The 19,547-nt window shown below is 46.3% G+C and carries 15 protein-coding genes and 2 tRNA genes; 10 read left to right on the top strand and 7 right to left on the bottom strand.

Annotation, left to right across the window (positions count from 1 at the left end; all coding sequences use genetic code 11):
- Positions 1 to 2 precede the first annotated feature (2 nt).
- The 3 genes from JCM16456_RS20235 to JCM16456_RS20225 all read right to left on the bottom strand — a co-directional run bounded on the left by JCM16456_RS20235 (position 3) and on the right by JCM16456_RS20225 (position 3,433).
- Positions 3 to 737 carry a nucleoside phosphorylase gene (locus tag JCM16456_RS20235; RefSeq protein ID WP_068717884.1) on the bottom strand — a complete coding sequence of 245 codons (735 nt, stop codon included), beginning with the start codon at positions 735 to 737 and terminating at the stop codon, positions 3 to 5.
- 74 nt (positions 738 to 811) lie between these two features.
- The gene (locus JCM16456_RS20230; protein WP_068717883.1) at positions 812 to 2,467 is read right to left on the bottom strand and encodes an alpha/beta hydrolase-fold protein; all 1,656 of its coding nucleotides are present in this window, start codon (positions 2,465 to 2,467) and stop codon (positions 812 to 814) included.
- A 177-nt stretch (positions 2,468 to 2,644) separates the two neighbouring features.
- Complete coding sequence (locus tag JCM16456_RS20225; protein WP_404819166.1) at positions 2,645 to 3,433, bottom strand: 2,3-dihydro-2,3-dihydroxybenzoate dehydrogenase; 789 nt, start codon at positions 3,431 to 3,433, stop codon at positions 2,645 to 2,647.
- Between the two features lie 172 nt (positions 3,434 to 3,605).
- Between JCM16456_RS20225 and JCM16456_RS20220 the strand changes: the two genes are divergently transcribed.
- From JCM16456_RS20220 to JCM16456_RS20185, 8 genes are all read left to right on the top strand, one after another.
- Entirely contained in the window at positions 3,606 to 4,787 is a 1,182-nt protein-coding gene (locus JCM16456_RS20220) for an isochorismate synthase (protein WP_068717881.1), read from the top strand.
- Between the two features lie 11 nt (positions 4,788 to 4,798).
- Positions 4,799 to 6,427, top strand: a complete 1,629-nt coding sequence (locus tag JCM16456_RS20215; protein ID WP_068717880.1) for a (2,3-dihydroxybenzoyl)adenylate synthase — start codon at positions 4,799 to 4,801, stop codon at positions 6,425 to 6,427.
- Positions 6,428 to 6,435: 8 nt separating this feature from the next.
- On the top strand, positions 6,436 to 7,095 hold the full coding sequence (locus tag JCM16456_RS20210; RefSeq protein ID WP_068717879.1) for an isochorismatase family protein: 660 nt from the start codon (positions 6,436 to 6,438) through the stop codon (positions 7,093 to 7,095).
- A 32-nt stretch (positions 7,096 to 7,127) separates the two neighbouring features.
- Positions 7,128 to 7,823, top strand: a complete 696-nt coding sequence (locus JCM16456_RS20205; RefSeq protein WP_068717875.1) for a 4'-phosphopantetheinyl transferase family protein — start codon at positions 7,128 to 7,130, stop codon at positions 7,821 to 7,823.
- A 22-nt stretch (positions 7,824 to 7,845) separates the two neighbouring features.
- Complete coding sequence (locus JCM16456_RS20200; protein ID WP_068717873.1) at positions 7,846 to 8,061, top strand: MbtH family protein; 216 nt, start codon at positions 7,846 to 7,848, stop codon at positions 8,059 to 8,061.
- Positions 8,062 to 8,075: 14 nt separating this feature from the next.
- A complete protein-coding gene (locus JCM16456_RS20195) occupies positions 8,076 to 12,398 on the top strand; it encodes a non-ribosomal peptide synthetase (protein WP_068717871.1) in 4,323 nt (1,440 codons plus the stop codon).
- A gap of 64 nt (positions 12,399 to 12,462) precedes the next feature.
- Positions 12,463 to 13,722 carry an enterobactin transporter EntS gene (gene entS / locus JCM16456_RS20190; RefSeq protein ID WP_068717869.1) on the top strand — a complete coding sequence of 420 codons (1,260 nt, stop codon included), beginning with the start codon at positions 12,463 to 12,465 and terminating at the stop codon, positions 13,720 to 13,722.
- An 80-nt stretch (positions 13,723 to 13,802) separates the two neighbouring features.
- A complete protein-coding gene (locus tag JCM16456_RS20185) occupies positions 13,803 to 14,390 on the top strand; it encodes an RNA-binding S4 domain-containing protein (protein ID WP_068717868.1) in 588 nt (195 codons plus the stop codon).
- 43 nt (positions 14,391 to 14,433) lie between these two features.
- On the opposite strand, the gene JCM16456_RS20180 is transcribed toward JCM16456_RS20185, so the two are convergent.
- From JCM16456_RS20180 to JCM16456_RS20165, 4 genes are all read right to left on the bottom strand, one after another.
- Positions 14,434 to 14,622 carry a hypothetical protein gene (locus tag JCM16456_RS20180; protein ID WP_068717867.1) on the bottom strand — a complete coding sequence of 63 codons (189 nt, stop codon included), beginning with the start codon at positions 14,620 to 14,622 and terminating at the stop codon, positions 14,434 to 14,436.
- Between the two features lie 282 nt (positions 14,623 to 14,904).
- On the bottom strand, positions 14,905 to 15,267 hold the full coding sequence (locus JCM16456_RS20175; protein WP_068717866.1) for a hypothetical protein: 363 nt from the start codon (positions 15,265 to 15,267) through the stop codon (positions 14,905 to 14,907).
- A 186-nt stretch (positions 15,268 to 15,453) separates the two neighbouring features.
- A complete protein-coding gene (eat, locus tag JCM16456_RS20170) occupies positions 15,454 to 16,818 on the bottom strand; it encodes an ethanolamine permease (RefSeq protein WP_068717864.1) in 1,365 nt (454 codons plus the stop codon).
- Positions 16,819 to 17,317: 499 nt separating this feature from the next.
- Positions 17,318 to 18,934 (bottom strand): VRR-NUC domain-containing protein, encoded by a 1,617-nt coding sequence (locus JCM16456_RS20165; protein WP_068717862.1) that lies wholly within the window; start codon positions 18,932 to 18,934, stop codon positions 17,318 to 17,320.
- Between the two features lie 253 nt (positions 18,935 to 19,187).
- Between JCM16456_RS20165 and JCM16456_RS20160 the strand changes: the two genes are divergently transcribed.
- Both JCM16456_RS20160 and JCM16456_RS20155 read left to right on the top strand, forming a co-directional pair.
- Positions 19,188 to 19,262: transfer RNA gene (locus JCM16456_RS20160), tRNA-Gly, on the top strand.
- Between the two features lie 44 nt (positions 19,263 to 19,306).
- Positions 19,307 to 19,381: transfer RNA gene (locus JCM16456_RS20155), tRNA-Gly, on the top strand.
- Positions 19,382 to 19,547 lie beyond the last annotated feature (166 nt).

The raw sequence follows: 19,547 nt of genomic DNA, 5'->3' as shown, positions 1-19,547 counted from the left end.
GCTCAGGACCTAATGTAGGTTAGGGCCTCTAATGCTGCTTTGGCTGCGATTCGTTCACCATCCATCATGACTTTATCCGCATCAACATACATTCCAATACCTTCCTTTACATCTTGTTGATATAAAACAACATTATTTAGAATACACGCTGTTCTTATACCTCGCAAACGGCCAACGGTGAGTAGGGCTGAGGTTTCCATATCAGAGGCGATTGCCCCTTTTTTGCTCCATTTTTGACGGAGTTGCGCTTCGTCATCGTGATAAAAACTGTCATGAGAGCGTATTATGCCAAAGTGATAAGGTCGTTCTTGGGTCCGTAAGTAATTTTCGATTTGAAGTAATAGGCTAAAATCGGCGCAGGCTGGGTAGCTTGGTTCTACATAAGCCAGCGAACCGCCATCATCACGAATCGCTCCCTCTGCAACGATTAAATCTCCAAGGCCAACGTTTTTCTGTAACGCCCCTGCAGAGCCGACTCGGATAATTGACTTTGCGCCGCATTGGACCAGTTCTTCCAGTGCGATGATCATCGACGGCGCACCTATACCTGTACTGCAAATCGTGATTGGCTGGTTGCGATATTTACCTTGAAACAGACGAAACTCGCGGTTTTCCGCCACTGGTTTGGCTTCTTGCAGTAAGGACGCGATACGATTAACGCGATCGGGCTCACCGCACACAATCACTCGCTCTGACACTTGCGATTCATCAACGGTCAGATGAGGTTGAATACTCATACTTATAACTCCTTGGCAGTCGCCGCTTTTAGTTATTATGCAACTCGATTAACGCTCACCGCAACCTTTTCAAACTACTGATACTGTGAATGGCTAACTAAATGCGTTAATCCATGGGCAAACGCGGCACGCCAGCTGTAGAAGTCGTGCCCGCCGGGAAGTGTTGAGAACGCTACGTTGTAACCTTTTCTTTGCAGCAGTGAATAGAGGCGTTGGTTGGTATGTAAAATACTCCGAGGCGGTGGGGTGGTTTCAAACTGACCAGCATCGAGATACACCTTAATTTGGGGGTGTGGTTTTTGCGTAATCTTTTGGCTTAGCCATTCCAATGACTCTGGATTCGGTCCCCACCAAAATGAACCCGACTGACTCAATACGTTACCAAAAAGTTCGGGGTGTTCGTGAGCAATCGATAGAGCGGCTAGGCCACCAAAACTCGAACCAGCTAAGATGCGGTTTTCTGCCTTGGGACACAGTTGTTTTTGCTCACATAACCAAGGTATCAGCTCTTGTGCCACAAAATGAGTAAAAGCTTGGTTAGGGGGGAGCTCTTTCATTCTTTGGTTCATTGAGTTGTGATGAATGAACACCGCGCGCATTGGCGGTATTTCCCCTTGGGCGATTAGGTTGTCCAAAATGGTCGGAACGGGAATTTTATCTTGATATTCTAGCCCATCGAAGAGAAACAGTAGTGGGGCATCTGACGTGAGCTTGCTCGATGGCACAGGATGATAGATGTCGATGGTCCGCTGTTGGTCTAAGCCTTGGCTCATGAAGTTGTAACGTTCGACTCGTCCTCTGGGGACATTGCCTTGGCTTTGAGTTTCGGTCGCCAAATCCGCCTTATCGAGAACAACCGTGGAAGCATCACCCCAAGGGTCAACCAGTTCATGGTATGTTGAGTTGCTATTGAGGGGATCGGTTTGGGTAGTAGCGATAATCGCGCGGTGCTGCTCCATTGCATGTTGACCACTCAGTTGTGGTACGTTTGGTGCGAGACGATAAGACAGACGGGTGGTGTTGCTCACCTCGTAGGACTTATACCAAATATCTGTGCCTTGCAAATGCGTGAGGTAGGCATGGCCTTCATAAGGAGCACCAAGCAATCCCACATTGTTTTCCTCTGTGCCACGCCATAAAAAGGTAATCAAAGAACGATGGTTTTTTAATGGCTCAATAAGCGGTGTTCCATTTTTCTCGACGTGTTGCCAGAAACGTGTGATGGCCTGTTTATCACCGTTACTTAGCGCAGTTAGGGTATCAAAGAGGATTGGGCTTTGGACATCATGTTTTGGTGAGATCTTCTGGTTCGCTTTGAGGGGCATCTCGTTTAAATTAATCTCAATGTCGGCTTTTGATTGCTGACCATTGGTATAAATGATGAACTGTGCTTTGCCGTCCTCTTGCGGATACCAGTAGATATCAGCTTCATTTTGTCCAGGCTGCAAGAGCGATTTCGTTGGGTTGTTACCTAGGCGGATATAGGCACGGCTTAATGGTACGTTACTACGCAGTTGTCCACGATAGTAGTGGCCTGCTTGCGCTTCAACTTGGTAGACATATCGATTTTCAGTCTTGTTTACCTGAGTTAATTGCAGCATAGGCTTCTCTTTTCCCACCTGAGCAATTTTAGCATGATGAGCATGAGTGGCAGATGATGGATTGGCATAGGTCACAGTTGCTGCGGTACAACTCACTGCGGTTATTAATAATAATCGAGCTTGATGCATGAATAATCACTTATTGGGTTATCAATCACAAGCGAGTGTGATTATAGAATGAGAAACCGTAACGTAAATAGAGTTTTACGCTCATTTACGTTTAGGGTGATGTATCAAGGAAAAATGCCAAAGCCTTTGAATACCGTCAAAGATGTTGCTCTTTCAATGGTCTTGGCGTTACCGGAATCAGTTATCTAATGTTGCACCACCATCCACACGCAGATCATGCAAAGTGATGTGGTTTGCGGCATCGGACATTAAAAACAGTATGGTGTTGGCGATATCGTTTGGTTCTGCAATTTTATTGAGTGGAATACCCAGTCTAAAGGTACTGGCGTCACCGGCGATCACTTGTGGCTCACCATAGTGTTCATTCCACAATTGCATTTGCATGTCGGTGCGGGTGGAGCCTGGGCTAACGATGTTGCAGCGAATTCCCGTTGAGGCGAGTTCCATCCCCATGCACTTCACCATCATATGTAAAGCAGCTTTCGAGGCAGCATAAGCGCCCATGTTGGCTCGCGGTGTATTGGCCGCATTGGAACCCACGATCACCATGTTGCCCGTCCCTTGCTGTTTCATGCGTTGTCCTACGGTTTGCATCAGCGCGACCTGACCAAAAACGTTAACATCAAAGGTGTGAGCTAATTGCTCCATTGGCATCGTCAAAATTGGTTGCAAATGCAAAATACCAGCGCAGCTAACCAAATGATCAACCGGACCAAATTGGTCGATTAAACCTTCAACTGTGCTCGGAATGTCTTTAAGGTCAGTTAAATCAAGGCTACTGAGAAAGAGCTGTTGTGGGTAGGCTTCTTTTAATTCACGACAGTGAGTTTCTAAAGCATCCATCTGATAATCGGTTGCGATCACTTTGTATCCGCTTTCGAGAAGCCGAGTTAAGGTCGCAAAACCAATGCCTCGGGAAGCGCCAGTTAGCAGTACGGTGTTCTGAGTGTGTTGAGCGTTCATAATCTGCCCTTTATTGTTGTTAAATTCATTAATATTTGTGATCTGTGTCCATGGATATCACCGCTCGCTAAAATACTAATGATAATTGTTAGCATTTGCACTCATATTCGGTTAGGCTCTCCATCATTCGAGACATCTCTCCCAAAACAGGTTAATAGTTAAGAAGGAATCTGTGATGAAGCGTGAAGTCATTGGCTATAGCCAAATGCAAGATATTACTTCAAATCAAGAACTTGATAGTATGCCTTTCTTTTTCTCATCCCCAACTTGTACCTTTGTTGGTCAGGGGATTGAGAGTGAATTTAATCAAGCTATCCCGTTCAAAAATCTTGCGGCGCAAGCCAGCGCTCTACTTGAACAAGCGAAAGAGAATCCCTCTGATAACCCCATCTTATTTGGCATCATTCCATTTAATGAAGAGCATCCAACGCGATTGATGATTCCGAAGCAGCTTTCTGTTTCAAGCAGCACTCGTGGTCAGATTCAAATCAGTGAAGCGAGCTCCGCCGGACATGTTATTTCTGGACCGACAGGTGAGAAGTACAAACAAGGTGTTGTGGATGCAATCGAATTATTCGCTACAACTGAGCTTTCCAAAGTTGTTCTCTCGCGTGCGATTGAAGTCGCGACAGATGAAGATATCGATCATTCTGCGTTGCTACACAACCTGCTAATGAGTAACCCCAAAGGTTACACCTTCTCTGCAAAGTTGAGTGAAGGCCAACGCTTAATGGGCGCAAGCCCTGAGCTTTTGGTACGTAAACGTGGTTCCCATTTGGAATCGAACCCATTGGCTGGATCAAGACCCCGCAGTGCAGACGACACCGTGAATCAAGAGCACACTCTGTCGCTGCTTAATAGCGCGAAAGATCTGCATGAGCACAGCTTAGTCGTACAAGAAGTGGAACGGGTGTTGAGCCAATATTGCCGTAATTTATACACCCCAATGATTCCATCGGTAATCGAAACCAAAACCATGCTGCACCTGTCAACCTTATTGGAAGGTGAGGTAGATGACACGAATGTGAGCGCGCTGCAAGTAGCTGCAGATTTGCACCCAACCCCTGCTGTATGCGGCTATCCGCGTCAACGTGCCTACGATGCGATTCGTCAATTAGAGTCATTTGAACGCGGCTATTTTACTGGCATGGTGGGGTGGTGTGACGCTCGTGGTAATGGTGAATGGGTGATAACTATTCGTTGTGCAGAAGTGCAAAAACGTTCGATGAAAGTCTTCGCTGGCGCAGGGATTGTTGATCAATCTGAGCCAGAAAGCGAACTGGATGAAACCGGCGCGAAGATGAGCACTTTCCTGTCCGCGGCAGGTATCGATCTTAAAGATAAGTTAATGGCTTAAGGAACTCAAAAATGGAAGAGTTAGAATTTACTCCATGGCCCGAAGCGTTAGCCAAACGGTATCGTGAGCTTGGGTTATGGCAAGGAAAAACCTTTTACGATTATCTGTGCGATAGCGTACGTCGTTTCCCTCATAATACGGCGATTATTTGCGACGATCGTGAATACACTTATCTCCAAATGCAACAAGAGATTGGCCGTCTAGCAGCGGGTTTTACGCAACTAGGGCTGACGGAAGGTGATAACGTTGTATTGCAAATGACCAATCATGAAGCATTTTACTTCTGCTATTTTGCTTTGATTCAAAAGGGCATTCGCCCGGTAATGGCACTTCCTGCGCATCGCAAAAACGAGATTACCTATTTCTGTCAGCATGCCAATGCTAAGGCGTACATCATCGATGGCGAAGACCCGATGTTTGATTACACCGAGCTGGCTCAGCAAGTGGCACAAGAGTGTCCACAACTAAAGCATGTGATTGTGAAAGGTGGGCATGATTCTGTCGATGGCCGCTTTGTGTCGTTGAAATCGTGCCGCTTACTGCCTGATTTTGAGCAAAATGCCTCACCAGACAAGGTGGCGTTTTTTCAACTTTCTGGCGGTACGACCGGAGTGCCAAAGATGATTCCGCGTACCCACGACGATTACGCCTACAGCGTGGTTGGCAGTAATGAGATTTGTGAAATCGACGAAAATACACGTTTCCTTTGTGTATTACCTGTCGCGCATAACTACGTATTAAGTTCCCCTGGTTCTCTTGGTATCTTCTGGGCTGGTGGCACCGTGATTATTGGCGATGACCCTTCAGCCGATGCCGCATTTGAATTGATTGAAGAACATGAAGTTGACTTTGTCGCATTGGTTCCGCCAGTTGCTTTGGTGTGGATGGAAGCGGTGCAAGACGGTGACTATGACCTGTCGAGCCTGAAAGTGATTCAAGTCGGCGGTGCCAAATTTAGCGAAACGGCAGCGAAGCGTTTGCCTGCGCTATTTGACTGCCAACTGCAGCAAGTGTTTGGTATGGCAGAAGGTTTAGTGAACTATACCCGCTTAGATGATCCGCTCGAGATGATCACCCAAACCCAAGGTCGCCCAATTTCTGCTTATGACGAAGTGAAAATCGTGGATGAGCAGGGCCAAGAAGTGGCGCGTGGTGAAGAGGGCTTTTTAACCGTTCAAGGTCCGTACACCATCCGTGGCTACTACAAATCGGTTTATAACAATGAGCGTTCTTTTACTCCTGAAGGCTTTTACCGCACCGGTGATATTGTGCGTATGACCCCAGAGGGTAACTTGATTGTTACTGGGCGCGATAAAGATCAGATCAACCGTGGTGGTGAAAAAATCGCGGCAGAAGAGATTGAAAACCAACTGCTAAGACACCCAATGGTGCACGATGCGGCGTTAATTGCTGTACCGGATGAATACCTAGGTGAACGAAGCTGCGCGGTGATCGTCGTTCACCCGGGCAGTGATATCCGCCCAGTAGAATTTAAACAATTCTTGCGTGATTGCGGTTTAGCCGATTTTAAAATTCCCGATTTTGTTCACTTTGTTGAACAACTACCCAAAACACCGGTTGGCAAAATAGATAAGAAACACCTGCGCCAACAGTTTGCTCAACAAACGACCACCGCTTAGGAGATATTATGGCGATTCCAAAACTGAACTCATACTCACTCGATAACCTGATGCTGGGTGTGACCAATAAAGTCGATTGGGCGGTCGATCCAAGTCGTGCAGTGCTGTTAGTGCATGATATGCAGCAATATTTCTTGGATTTCTACGCAGATGATCAGTTGAAATCAACCTTGATCTCTCGTGTTAAAACCTTAAAAGCAGCGTGTAAAGCGCAAGGTATTCCCGTGGTGTATACCGCACAGCCGGGTGACCAAGACCCAGCGGATCGCGCCCTGCTGACGGATTTTTGGGGCACAGGCTTAAAAGCCGATGAATCCATCACGCGTATCGTGCCTGAATTGGCGCCAGAGAGTGATGATATTGTTTATACCAAATGGCGTTACAGCGCGTTTAAACGTTCTGACCTGCTCAACATGATGCAAGAGAGTGGTCGTGACCAGCTTATTATTTGTGGTGTGTATGCGCATATCGGTTGCATGTTAACCGCTGCAGATGCCTTTATGTATGACATCCAAGCATTTTTCGTCTCCGATGCGCTGGGGGATTTCTCTCGGGAAGAGCACATCCATGCTCTAAATTATGTATCAAAACGCTGTGGTTACGTGACCACCCACGCTGCGCTTTTAGACACATTACAAGTGAATGAGGCAGAGTTCGCCGACGCTTAATTTTTTAAATCTTCTCAATTGGTAATTGGCCAATGACTTTTATCGGTGTATGCCAGACTAGGCAGCTTGCAGGGGTGACTCTTTATCTACGCGGTTTCCATCGCCATGAGTTTCAAGAACCTCGAGATACCGCGCAGATGACACTGCCGGATTCACTTCGCAACGCTGCATTAAAACGTAAAGCGGAATTTGTCGCTGGAAGAGTGGTGGCAAACGATGCATTGCGTATGTTGGGATACACCGATTTTTCTATTGCGATTGGACCACATCGTTCCCCCTGTTGGCCTGAGAACGTTGTTGGCTCCATTTCCCACTGCGATGAGATGGCTGTCGCCGTTGCCGAGGGTAACGAACGATGGGCAGGTATTGGTGTCGATGTTCAAGAGTTATTGATGCAAGACGATCTTGATGCGGTGCTTGGTGTGATTGCTATAGGGCAAGAGCATGCATTGCTCGCGGCACTGCAGTTGTCCCTTGCTCAGCAGCTAACTCTGATTTTTTCTGCCAAAGAGAGCTTATTTAAAGCGCTCTATCCCCATGTAAAACGTTATCTCGATTTTTCTGATGCCACATTGGTTTGCGCAAGTCAAAGCCAGCTCACTTTTCGCCTTTCTAACGCTCTGACTAATGAGCTGGGATGGGCGACCTGCTGCTGCGACTATCTGTGGAACTCTCTTCATGTCATTACGCTTGTGACACTGCCTCGCGCAGGTTACCGCTCGCAATGACCCCCAATTTTTAGGAACCGCCATGAAAGATCACTATATCAATCCGTTTGATGACGATAAGCATTCATTTTTAGTGTTGCTCAACACACTAAAGCAATACAGCTTATGGCCCCAGTTTGCGCCGGTGCCATCAGGCTGGGAAGTGGTGTTTGGACCTTGTGCAAAAACAGAGTGCTGTGAATACATTGAAAAGCACTGGGTCGACATTCGCCAGCCATTGCCATCAAAGGAATCATAAGGAAGAAACACGTGATGTCTCAAATGATTAATTCAATCGATACTTGCTCTGGCCTGAGTGATGCTGAGCGAGTGTTGTATTCTATTGTGTCAGAACTTCTAAATACCGATAGCATCAGCATCGATGACGACTTTTTCGCTCTAGGTGGCGATAGCATTACCGCGATGGCCCTGTCGACTAAAATGCGCAAACAAGGTTACGTGCTTAAAGCGAAAGACATTTTTGTGTGCAAAGTGCTTCGTGATATAGCAGCAAAAGCCAAAGTAAAAGGTGAGAAAAAAGCGCGCAAGGCAAGCCATGAACAGTCAGAGCAAGCGGCTCAAGCGCCTGACGTCAATGGCCGCTATGAAAAAACGCACCTAGCGAATCAATCCTACCTCTCTCAGGAACAGTGGCAACAATGTGAAGCGCGATTTGGCAAAGTTAGCCAAGTTCTTCCGGCATTGCCTTTGCAGCAAGGCCTTTATTTCCAATCATTGCTGGCGCAAGCAGGTTGCAACTACAACGCCATATCAATCATGACTTTTTCGGGCGCATTTGAGCGCCAGCGTTTGCAAAACAGTTTAGATAACGTGGTTAAAACCTATCCGCAATTGTGGACTCGTTTTGATGCGCGTCTTACCGGACAACTCATGCAAATATTGGTGAGTGTCCCTGATCAAAGTGATGCGTTGTGGCCAATTGAAGAGGTGGATTTACATCACTTATCTCATGATGAGCAACAAAAGCAGTTGGCACTCATTGAACAACAAGAAATTGACCGCCGCTATGACCTGATGGATCCGACGTTGCCCTTGCTGTACTGCAAAGTAGTGCATCATGGTGATGGGCTACATACTGTGTATCTTTCTGAGCACCATTTGATCGTGGATGGCTGGTCAACTCCGCTCATGCTCAACACCCTATTGCACAGTTATGCCACAGGAGAATGTGCGTTTGTCAGTGATAGCACTCCTTACGCGGACTTAGTGGAACAGCTTCTTGCTCGTGATAAAGCGCCGGCAAAAGCGCTTTGGCAAGAGTTATTACAAGGTTCGACTCCCACACTGGCTTACGATGGCGATGTTGAGCGTCACGATATCGACGAAGTGAATCTCACATTAAGCCGCGAAAAAAGCCAACAGGTTTACCAACTATGTCGTAAGCAGGGCATCACCATCAACACGCTAATGCAGGGGGTATGGGCACTGATTCTCGGCTCTATCACCGGGCGTGAAGATGTGATCTTTGGTACGCCTATTTCTGGCCGATTTGCTGAAGTGACGGATATCGAAAACCATGTTGGGTTGCTAACCAATACCATTCCAGTGCGTGCTAAGCTGCGTCCAGATCAAACACTGTTTAGCCAACTTATCGCCATGCAGCAGGCTCAAATTGGTGTGTTGGAAAACGATGTGTTAGGACTGAGTGAAATCCAACAATTAGTGGGTGGGGAAAGCCTGTTCGATACTATGCTGTCGGTTGAAAATTTCCCTAAAGAAGCGCAATGGCTTGGGGAAACTTACCATGCTTGGCGTCTTAAGCGGATTAAAAATCGCGGTTATACCCATTTCCCCATGACAGTGTTTGTTGTTCCTGGCGATGAGCTGCAAATTATGGTGGCTTATCGTAACAGTAAATACGCGCCACAACGAATTGCAGGTCAAGTGGAATGGCTAATTGACCAGTTGCTAAGTCATCCAGAAGCTTTAGTGCGTGATCTCTCTTTGCAAACCGAAGCCGACCGAGCTCTGCTAACACAAATAAACCAAACCGAAGTCGTATTACCTCAAACCACGTTACGCGCCTTGATGCGTGAAAAAGCGCAACAAACGCCTCAAGCATCTGCCTTGATGGATGTGGATCATCAGTTTACGTATCAAGAGATGCGCGCGCGGGTGCAAGGTTTGACCAATCAACTGATAACCCATCGTGTGCAAAAAGGCGATATCGTGGCTATTGCTTTGCCGCGCAGTGTCAAACTGAGCTTAGCGATTAACGCGGTGATTGAAGCCGGGGCAATTTATCTGCCTTTGGATGTGAGTTACCCAAGTGAACGTTTAAGTTACATGGTGAATGATGCGAAGCCGAGTTTGGTGATCACCACGTCAGAATATCAATCTGAGTTTAGTGATCTTGCGCCGGTGTTGCTGTTGGATAGCTTACCAGAGGAAAGTCAGTCTCTTATCGAAAATCGTCCATTGGATACCCAAGATGGCGCCTACATTATTTATACCTCTGGCTCGACTGGCAACCCGAAAGGCGTGTTGGTTTCCCATGGCGCGATCGTTAACCGTTTAGCGTGGATGCAAGCCGAGTATCAGTTAAATGCTAGCGATGTGGTATTGCAAAAAACACCTTGCAGTTTCGATGTCTCAGTGTGGGAGTTTTTCTGGGCACTGATTGAAGGGGCGAGTTTGATGATGGCGCCACCGGAAGTGCATAAAGACCCCGATGCGTTACTGCATTTGATGGAAGATTACCATATCACCACGGTGCACTTTGTACCGTCGATGTTGGCGGCATTTATTGCTTATGTTGATTCTCAAGTCGATACAAACGATCAAGTCGCTTCCAGTTTACGTCGCGTATTCTGTAGTGGTGAAGCGCTGACTAAAGAGCTTGCGCGTTTATATCAACACCATATTGATGCGCCGTTACACAATTTATATGGCCCGACAGAAGCGGCAGTTGATGTCACTTATTGTCCAGCATTTGGCCCTGAACTTGATGAAGGACTAAGCGGCGGCGTGCCGATCGGTTTACCTGTGTGGAACACAGAGCTGCGTATTTTAGATAGTTTCTTACGTGAAGTGCCTATTGGAGTGCCAGGGGAACTTTATCTGACAGGGGCGCAGCTGGCAGAGGGGTATCTTAATCGCAGCGCATTAACTGCAGACCGATTCGTCGCAGACCCTTATGGTCCTGCGGGCAGTCGTATGTATCGCACTGGTGATGTGGTGCGTTGGTTACCTTCGGGCAAAGTGGACTATTTAGGCCGCAGTGATGACCAACTTAAAATTCGCGGTCAACGTATTGAGTTAGGCGAGATTGAAGCGTGCCTGCAAGAGCTGGAAGGGGTTCACCAAGCGATTGTGTGCGCGAAAAACTTACCGTCACAAACCGGTGTGGCAGGAGCCGATAACCGCCAATTGATCGGTTATGTACTGGCCAGTGATAAGAGTGATTCGCTCGATACACCATTACTTGATACACAACTGCTGCGCAGTCAAATGCAAGAGCGTTTGCCGGCGCATATGGTGCCAATGGCGATCATGGTTCTAAATGAGTTCCCATTAAGCGCTAACGGCAAATTGGACCGCAAAGCGTTGCCATTACCAACGTTGCAAACTAGCCATAAAGGGCGTGCGCCGCAAAGTGACAACGAGAAAATCGTTGCCCAGCTATTTTGTGAGTTATTGCAAGTCAGTGAAGTGACTGTCCAAGATGACTTTTTCTCACTGGGGGGACACTCTTTACTTTGTATGCGACTAGCTGCCGACATTCATGAAAAAACCGGCCAAACGCTATCGGTAGGGCAAGTGATCATCAATCCAACGGTGGAAGCCCTTGCACAATGTTTGGATGAAGGCACTGATGGAAGTTCTATGGTGGGGCTGGAAAAAGTATTGCCGATTCGCCGTGGCGAAGGCGTACCATTAGTGTGCATCAACCCAGCATCAGGCTTCTCTTGGCTTTATACTGGATTGCTTCGATACCTAGGTGGCGACTATCCGATCATTGGTTTGCAATCACCCCGTGAAGGTGGCGCTATCGCGACGGCAAACACCATGGATGCAGCCTGTGATATGTATTACGAGGAGCTGAAAAAAGTGCAGCCGCATGGTCCATATCATCTAGCTGGGTATTCGTTTGGCGGCAACGTCGCTCACACGCTGGCAGCACGCCTGCAACAAGAAGGGGAAGAGGTCGCATTTGTTGGTCTTTTCGATACCTATCCAACCGAATGCCAAGATTGGGACGTTGCAATGAACCAAGAAGTGGCAGAAAAAGAGAAAGCCGCTTTTCTTGACGAGAAAAACGGTGGCGAAGCAATAGAAATGGGCGCAGCGCAACAAGCCATGTTGGCGGATGTGGATGCCAACTACGGTTATGCCGTGGGGCTAATGGCCACAGCGAAAACCCGTTACTACGCTGGTCGATTGCATCTGTTTGTTGCCGACCAAACCTTCCCTGATTTTGATATTGAGGAGGTGTGGTCTAAATACGCAGCCGATCTAACTCAGCTACATATTGATACACGCCACCAAGATATATTAGAGCCGGAAACCCTAAAGCGAGTAGGACCGTTATTGGATCAAGTGATCCGCCGCGATACCCAGCTCATCAAAGCATAATTGAATTCATTTATCAAAACGCCTTTAGTCGCAATGACTAAAGGCGGCTTAATAAGACGTTATTATGAAAAAACCTTCTTTCCTCGTTGATTTTACTCTGCTCAAAGAGAACCGTGATTTTCGCATGGTGTTCATTGCCCGTTTGGTGTCAGTATTGGCATTAGGGCTGATGATGGTCGCCGTCCCGATTCAAGTGCATGACATGACCAACTCGACCCTAGCGGTGGGGGGCATTATGGCACTGGACGGTGGTGGTATGTTTATTGGCCTACTTTTAGGGGGCGTACTTGCCGACCGTTATGAACGTAAGCAACTGATCCTGTTTGCTCGCGGTATTTGTGGTGTCGGGTTTATTGCCATGGCGATGAACAGCATGCTGCCAGACCCATCTTTGTGGGTGCTTTACTTCCTTTCACTTTGGAATGGCTTTTTTGCTGCCATTGGTGTCACAGCGTTAATGGCCTGCATGCAAGTGATAGTCGGCAGGGAAAACATTCCCCAAGCCGCGGCACTGAGTATGCTGACCGTTCGTGCGGGCATGGTACTTTCGCCAGCCATTGGTGGGTTGATTATCGCCTGGGGTGAAGTGAGTTGGAACTATAGTTTGGCGGCACTTGGCACCTTTTTGACCTTGTTACCGCTACTGCGTTTGCCGAGCATGAAAGCGGAAGGGACAAAAGGAGAAACACCACTCACCTCACTGAAGGTTGGGGTGAAGTTTCTTTTCCAACATCGCTTGGTGGGCAGTGTGGTGGCATTAGGTACACTAGAAACCCTCGCTACCGCAGTGAAAGTGATGTTTCCTGTCTTGGCGATTGATGTGTTTGGTGGCACAGCGGCAGAAGCTGGGTTACTGTATGCGGCGATGCCGTTGGGGGCGATGTTAGGTGCGCTGACCTCCGGTTGGGTGAATCAATCCCCTAAACCGGGACTGATTATGGTGTGGAGCACACTCGGTATTTTTGTCAGCATTGCTGCCATTGGGGTGGTTACACATTATGTGCTGCTATTAGTGGTGCTGGTGGTGTTTGGTTATCTCGGTTCATTAACCAAAATTATTCAGTACTCTTTGGTGCAAGGACATACCCCAAATCATTTGATGGGGCGGGTGAGCAGTTTATGGACAGCACAAGATGTGTCTGGCCACTCAATTGGTGCACTGGGTTTAGGCGCTTTAGGTAACATTATGGCTCCGGGCGTGTCGATTCTGGCGTTTGGCTTAGGGGCACTTGGCATTGGCTCGGTTATGGCACTTGGTTTTCGTCAATTACGTGGTGCGCAATTAAGCGATCCACAATTAATGAAAGCGCCACAGCAGGCATAATTGTCAAACCCGGTATTTAGTGGTTTCTTCCCTTTCGAGAAGAGGGTAAACTGCGCGCAAAGTAATACTGAGAGTGACTTATGACGGATATGGATCAGCAAGAGTTTGTGGCTGAAGACGAAATTGAAATTGAAGCGGTTGGCGTGGAAGTTTCAGAGCAGCCTATTGAACTGTATAAGGTGCTGAAAATTGCTGACGCGGTAAGCGGTGGCGGTGAAGCAAAACACGTAATCACTGAAGGCTACGTGTTTGTGAATGGTGAGCTAGAAACACGCAAACGTCGTAAGATGTACGACGGCGATTTAATCGAATTTAACCAAGAATTTTACTTGGTGATTTGCGATGCGCCGGTTTCTCAACCAAAAGAAAAGGCTGAACCTAAAGTAAAATCTGCCGCTAAGAAAAGCAAATCAGCAGGTGCAAAAAAAGCGTCTGGTGAATCTGCAAAACCGCAAAAAGGTCCTAAGTCGACTGGTGCTGCCAAGGCAGATAAAGCGGAAAAAGCGTTCCTTGCTGCGACGGGCACCAAGAAGTCTGCATCCAAACGAAATAAATCACGTTTGTCAGCCTCTGCTGAGAAAGCGCCGGTGCAAGAGAAGGCACAACAAGACGATGAAGCACCAGTGAACACCAATAGAACGGGTCGTAATTCGATCGATTTTCTATAAGTGTGAGTGAAAAAAGGGGGGAAGCGAAAGCTTCCCCTAAACATTAGAACCAATCACCGTCTTGATAGGTTCGGCCCTCAAGGGCGTAAGGATCTTCATCAAAAGGATGCTCCACTTTCCCACGCAGATATTCCAACTGTTTTTCTAACGCAGAAACTGTTTCATAATCACCCTCTGAGCAGGCAACGTATATTTGTTGCTCCAGCACGTCAATGTTCTCGCGAATATTCATCTTCGTACCTCCTAGTTGATAGGGCTGCCTTAATGCTATTGACCAATGGTATTGCTATGGTTAATAACAGCGTTTCAGTGTCATTGTAGTCAAATCACAGCAATTGGATCACCAGTAAGATCCTGGCAAATCGGCTTAGAACGATTTTCTTAATGAAATTCAGCTTGATATTGAAACCAAAAAATAAGATTTTTTTACAGCGTTTTGGGAAGGGGGAATAACTGATTGATTGGCAGAAAAGAAATTAAGGCTTCTTCATCCATTGAATGAAGCCTATCAATATTAATGACTTACTGCATAGTTGCGCATAGAGCTGACCAGTTTGATAGGTTGGCTACTTGCGATAGAGATGACCACTAAGTTCATCACAACAACGATGATCGCAATGGAAGCGGGCAGCGCGTTGTCACTAATAAAGTGGCTAAGAACGACAGCAAGAATGGTTAGAGCACTCGCAACAAAAAAGGTAAGTAACATAATGGTTCTAATTTTTTGCGAGATGGTTTCTTCAAAACCAACGGCCATGGCGCAATGTTTACAGCGAATATAGCCTTGTTCGTATATGACTTTTTGGTCATGAGGAGAGAGTGAAGATTCTTGGTAGCACTCATCACAAATGACGTTTAACGTTCGATTTGATTTCATTATTTTATTTCCTAGCTTCATCTGAAGTGCGCAAATTTTAGCTGGAATTTTCGAACAAAAAATAACCGAATGATATTTTTTGGGGCGAGATCAAATTAATATGCACATTGTTTTATTACGATAATTAAAACCAAAATAAAGCCAGTTAATACTGGCTTTATTATTTTAAGTTCTTGTTTTAAATAGTTATTCACGTACTAACATCAGATCTTTCTCGGCAGTTTCACGCTGATGTTTGGTTTGGCTAAAGTAGACAAAACCGATAAACATCATCACGAGGAAGATCGCGGTGATCACTTGGTTAAACCAAACCATCGCAATCAAACACAGCACAGCTAATACTAACGCAATACCAGGAACAATAGGGTAGAACGGGGCACGGTAAGTGCGAGTCAAGTTTGGTTCTAAACGACGCAGTCTAAATAGGCTTAACATACTCATAATGTACATTACGATTGCGCCAAATACCGCAATGGTAATCATGGCAGCCGTTAAGCTCATACCTTGTAAATTGATTACACCATCACTAAAGATAGCGATGATACCTATGACACCACCAGCCAAAATAGCTCGATGCGGAGTATTAAAGCGTGACAGTTTCGCCAGTCCTGCTGGTAGGTAACCAGCACGTGCAAGGGCAAAGAATTGACGTGAATAGCCGAGGATAATGCCGTGGAAAGAGGCGATCAAACCGAATAGACCAATCCACACCAACATGTGTAACCAACCAGAACTAGTGCCCACCACCATTTTCATCGCTTGTGGCAATGGGTCGTTAATACCGGACAGTTTAGACCAATCGCCAGCACCGCCGGCAAAGATCATCACGCCAAGGGCCAATACAACGAGAGTCAAAATACCAGAGATGTAGGCTTTGGGAATGGTACGTTGTGGGTCTTTGGCTTCTTCAGCTGCCATTGCAGCGCCTTCGATGGCGAGGAAGAACCAAATCGCAAATGGAATCGCCGCGAAAATAGCGGATAAAGTACCAAAAGTGAATTCATTGCTGCCGGCCCAACCGTTTAGCACAAAGTTAGAGAAGCTAAAGCCCGGAGCGACGACGCCCATAAAGACTAACAGTTCAAGAACAGCCAAAATGGTCACGCAAAGTTCAAACATAGCTGCCAATTTTACACCCAAGATATTGAGTGTCATGAACACGATATAAGCGCCAACAGCTGCTAATTTAGGATCTAAATTAGGATACTGAACATTTAAGTACGCACCAATTGCCATGGCAATGGCGGGTGGCGCAAACACAAACTCAATCAGTGTGGCTAAACCTGCAATCAAACCGCCCACTTCACCAAAAGCGCGGCGACTGTACGCAAAAGGACCACCCGCGTGTGGAATGGCGGTTGTTAACTCGGTAAAACTAAAAATAAAACAGGTGTACATTGCTGCCACAATCAATGTAGTGACCAAAAATCCCAATGTGCCTGAGATACCCCAACCGTAACTCCATCCGAAATATTCACCAGAAATCACTAGACCAACCGCAATCCCCCAAAGAGGGAGCGTGCCCAGTGTTTTTTGTAATTTGGCCGTCATATGTATGTCTCCTAATCCCTTATGTCTACTGCCTCACGTCATCCTTGTTAACGTGAATAAGACTTTGGGTTTAACTATCCTTATTTGATGCAACAGAAGAACATTCTGTATATACATCGTGCTACAGTGGAAGCTGGTGGTATTTATTAAAAGCGTTGTTCATACCAGTGGTTAATGCTCCACTATCAACCATAAGCGAAACTCATACCGACTATTTGAAATAGGAATGAAATCAGTAAAGTTAAGGACAAAATAATGTGGCAGAAATCTTTCGTTACATTCGCTAGTGCTATCATACTGCGGAATAACTATTTCTCGGCTAATCATGCTGTTAATGAAGTGTGATAAAACAGAGCACAGAATGCCTTTATGCATAAATAAGCACAATAACGGCGCACGATCTTTGGTTGTGCACATCAATAGTGCATTAACAGAATCATGGTCTGGTTATGTCGGCGAGCGATTTCGGTTGTGAAGAGTTAATTATGGGCGAAGCACATCAATGATTGACGTAGCAAACCGAAAAGGGGATACCGAGTTTACTCAATTCTCTCATCCAACGTTGCTGATTATCTTGCAATTTATCGCCAGGACCTTTCACTTCGATCCATTCGTATGCTTCGCCTTTAAAGGCCATCAAATCGGGCATTCCCGCACGAAACAAGCGTAAATCTTTAAGTTGAATCTTCATTAATTCCACCAGAGTGGCTCGTGGCATGGTGCGTTCTATCCAATGAAACAGTGCTTCATCAACGCCTTGCCAGCTCGTTAACGGATTAGCAATACCCTGTTTTTGTTGCCAGCGTTCGATTAAGGCAAGCACGCCATGTTCGATGAAATAAGAAAAACACGCATCAATAAGCGATTGTCGTTTTGTGACAAACTCCGCGTGATAGAAGTCCAACGGGCGAGCTTGATAGGCATTAACAAAAGCGCCTTCCACTGGCGCAAAGATGGCGGGCCACAATACCAATGCCAGTAGGGTATTAAGCAGTTGGTTTTCTAAATAATAGACATGATAGCCTTGGGCGATTAGCTCATCGCGTACGGCTAATTCAACACGTTGGGTAGATAAATCGAGTGATAGATGACGTTCTGGCCAATTGGGCTTAGTTGCTCGAGGGACCTTTTCTCCTTGAGCGCGAAGATAACGCTGCTGCAAACGCTCTGCGATCTCGCGCTCTTCTTGATGATATGGGTTGTGTTTTATTTGCTCAATTAGCTCACCCATTTGCTGATATTGGCCGAGTTTATCGTAAATACGAGCTTGGCGTTCACGGCTTGGTGGCAAAGACGATTGGGCAAAATAGCGCAATGCGAGCTCTGCTTCACCTTGACGTTCTAATGCGCGAGCCAATTGATTGATGAGTTTTTGTCGCTTTCTTTCTACATAAGGATGAGATGCTTTATCGGGTAGTTGTTCACACAAGCTGAGAATGGAGGCGGTGGGCTGTTTTTCATTCAGCCAATAGACTTGAGCAAGGTGCTGTAGTTGGCGTAATTGCTCAACCTCTTCTCTATTATGGAAAAAGCGCAGAGTATGACTGAGTGAGTACTGCTCAAAACGATGTAACCCCAGATCATCAAGCACAAACTGGCTCAGATCTTGGCGCGCATTGGCAAAAAAGAGAATGAGCAGTAATTCGATGATGTGATTATGTGCCAGAAAGATAACCGTAAATGGTGTGGGTTGCGCTGGCTCGTTCGGATCTATTGCCGCAATTAAGTCTGGTTTTTTAAGTGCCTTATTTAACGTGGGATGCCGTGCGATGATTTCTGGCTTAGTGAATAACTGTTCACAAAGCACGAGTTCGCTCACGGCTGGGTTTCGCTCGACAAATCCTGCGTTTTCAAGCGCTGGCCATTGCTCATCTAATTGTTTAATTTCGGGATAATTCAGTTTGTCGCTCCGAAACCACTCGCCTTTACGTGATAACAAACGGACGATAAGAGATTGCGAGGGATGGGGCAGTGTTTGAAACGCATTAATCCAGTTGTGCTCCTCTTCGGTTAACAAATCTGTGTACCACTGGCATGCATGATCGATAAGGCGCTTGAAATTATTCAAGTAATAATCAGGAGCGAGTGGCGGTGTGTGTGCAGAGGAGGGGAGCATGATATTCCTGTAGCTGATTGCCCAAGGCGAGTTGGCATTATAGCCGCCTCATCTCCAAAACCCAATATTGTTGCCTTCGGAAAAGGTGGTGCACAGAATTTACCCAGTAAAAACCCAACAGTTTGTCAAAATTTCATCAGCATGAAGCAAGGTTGATCATTAACTGACCAAGTAACCACGTATTTGAAAAAAAAGGGTTTTCTTTTTGCCAGAGCAGTGGCATATTGAGTCCATCGCTTCGATGCAAAGCAATGCGGGCATCGTATAATGGCTATTACCTCAGCCTTCCAAGCTGATGATGCGGGTTCGATTCCCGCTGCCCGCTCCAGATTCTTCTGTTTTCATCCATACAAGCGCTAGATGCACATCAACGCGGGCATCGTATAATGGCTATTACCTCAGCCTTCCAAGCTGATGATGCGGGTTCGATTCCCGCTGCCCGCTCCAAGTTTCTTCTTGTTTCTTTTCTTGATTGTCGTTTTCACTAGTGAGTAATTAACTCAAGCTATTCTTTCGATTTTTCACCGAGTAACTCATCACTTCTAGCAACTTGCTATTGACCCAATAATTCTCAATGTCATTATGGTAACAATCTGATTTTTAGATTAAATTC

This window comes from Vibrio tritonius, from assembly GCF_001547935.1.
In the GTDB taxonomy this organism is placed as follows: Bacteria; Pseudomonadota; Gammaproteobacteria; order Enterobacterales; family Vibrionaceae; genus Vibrio; species Vibrio tritonius.
Note: the sequence above shows the minus strand (reverse complement) of the source record. Positions and strands in the feature narration are given on the sequence as shown.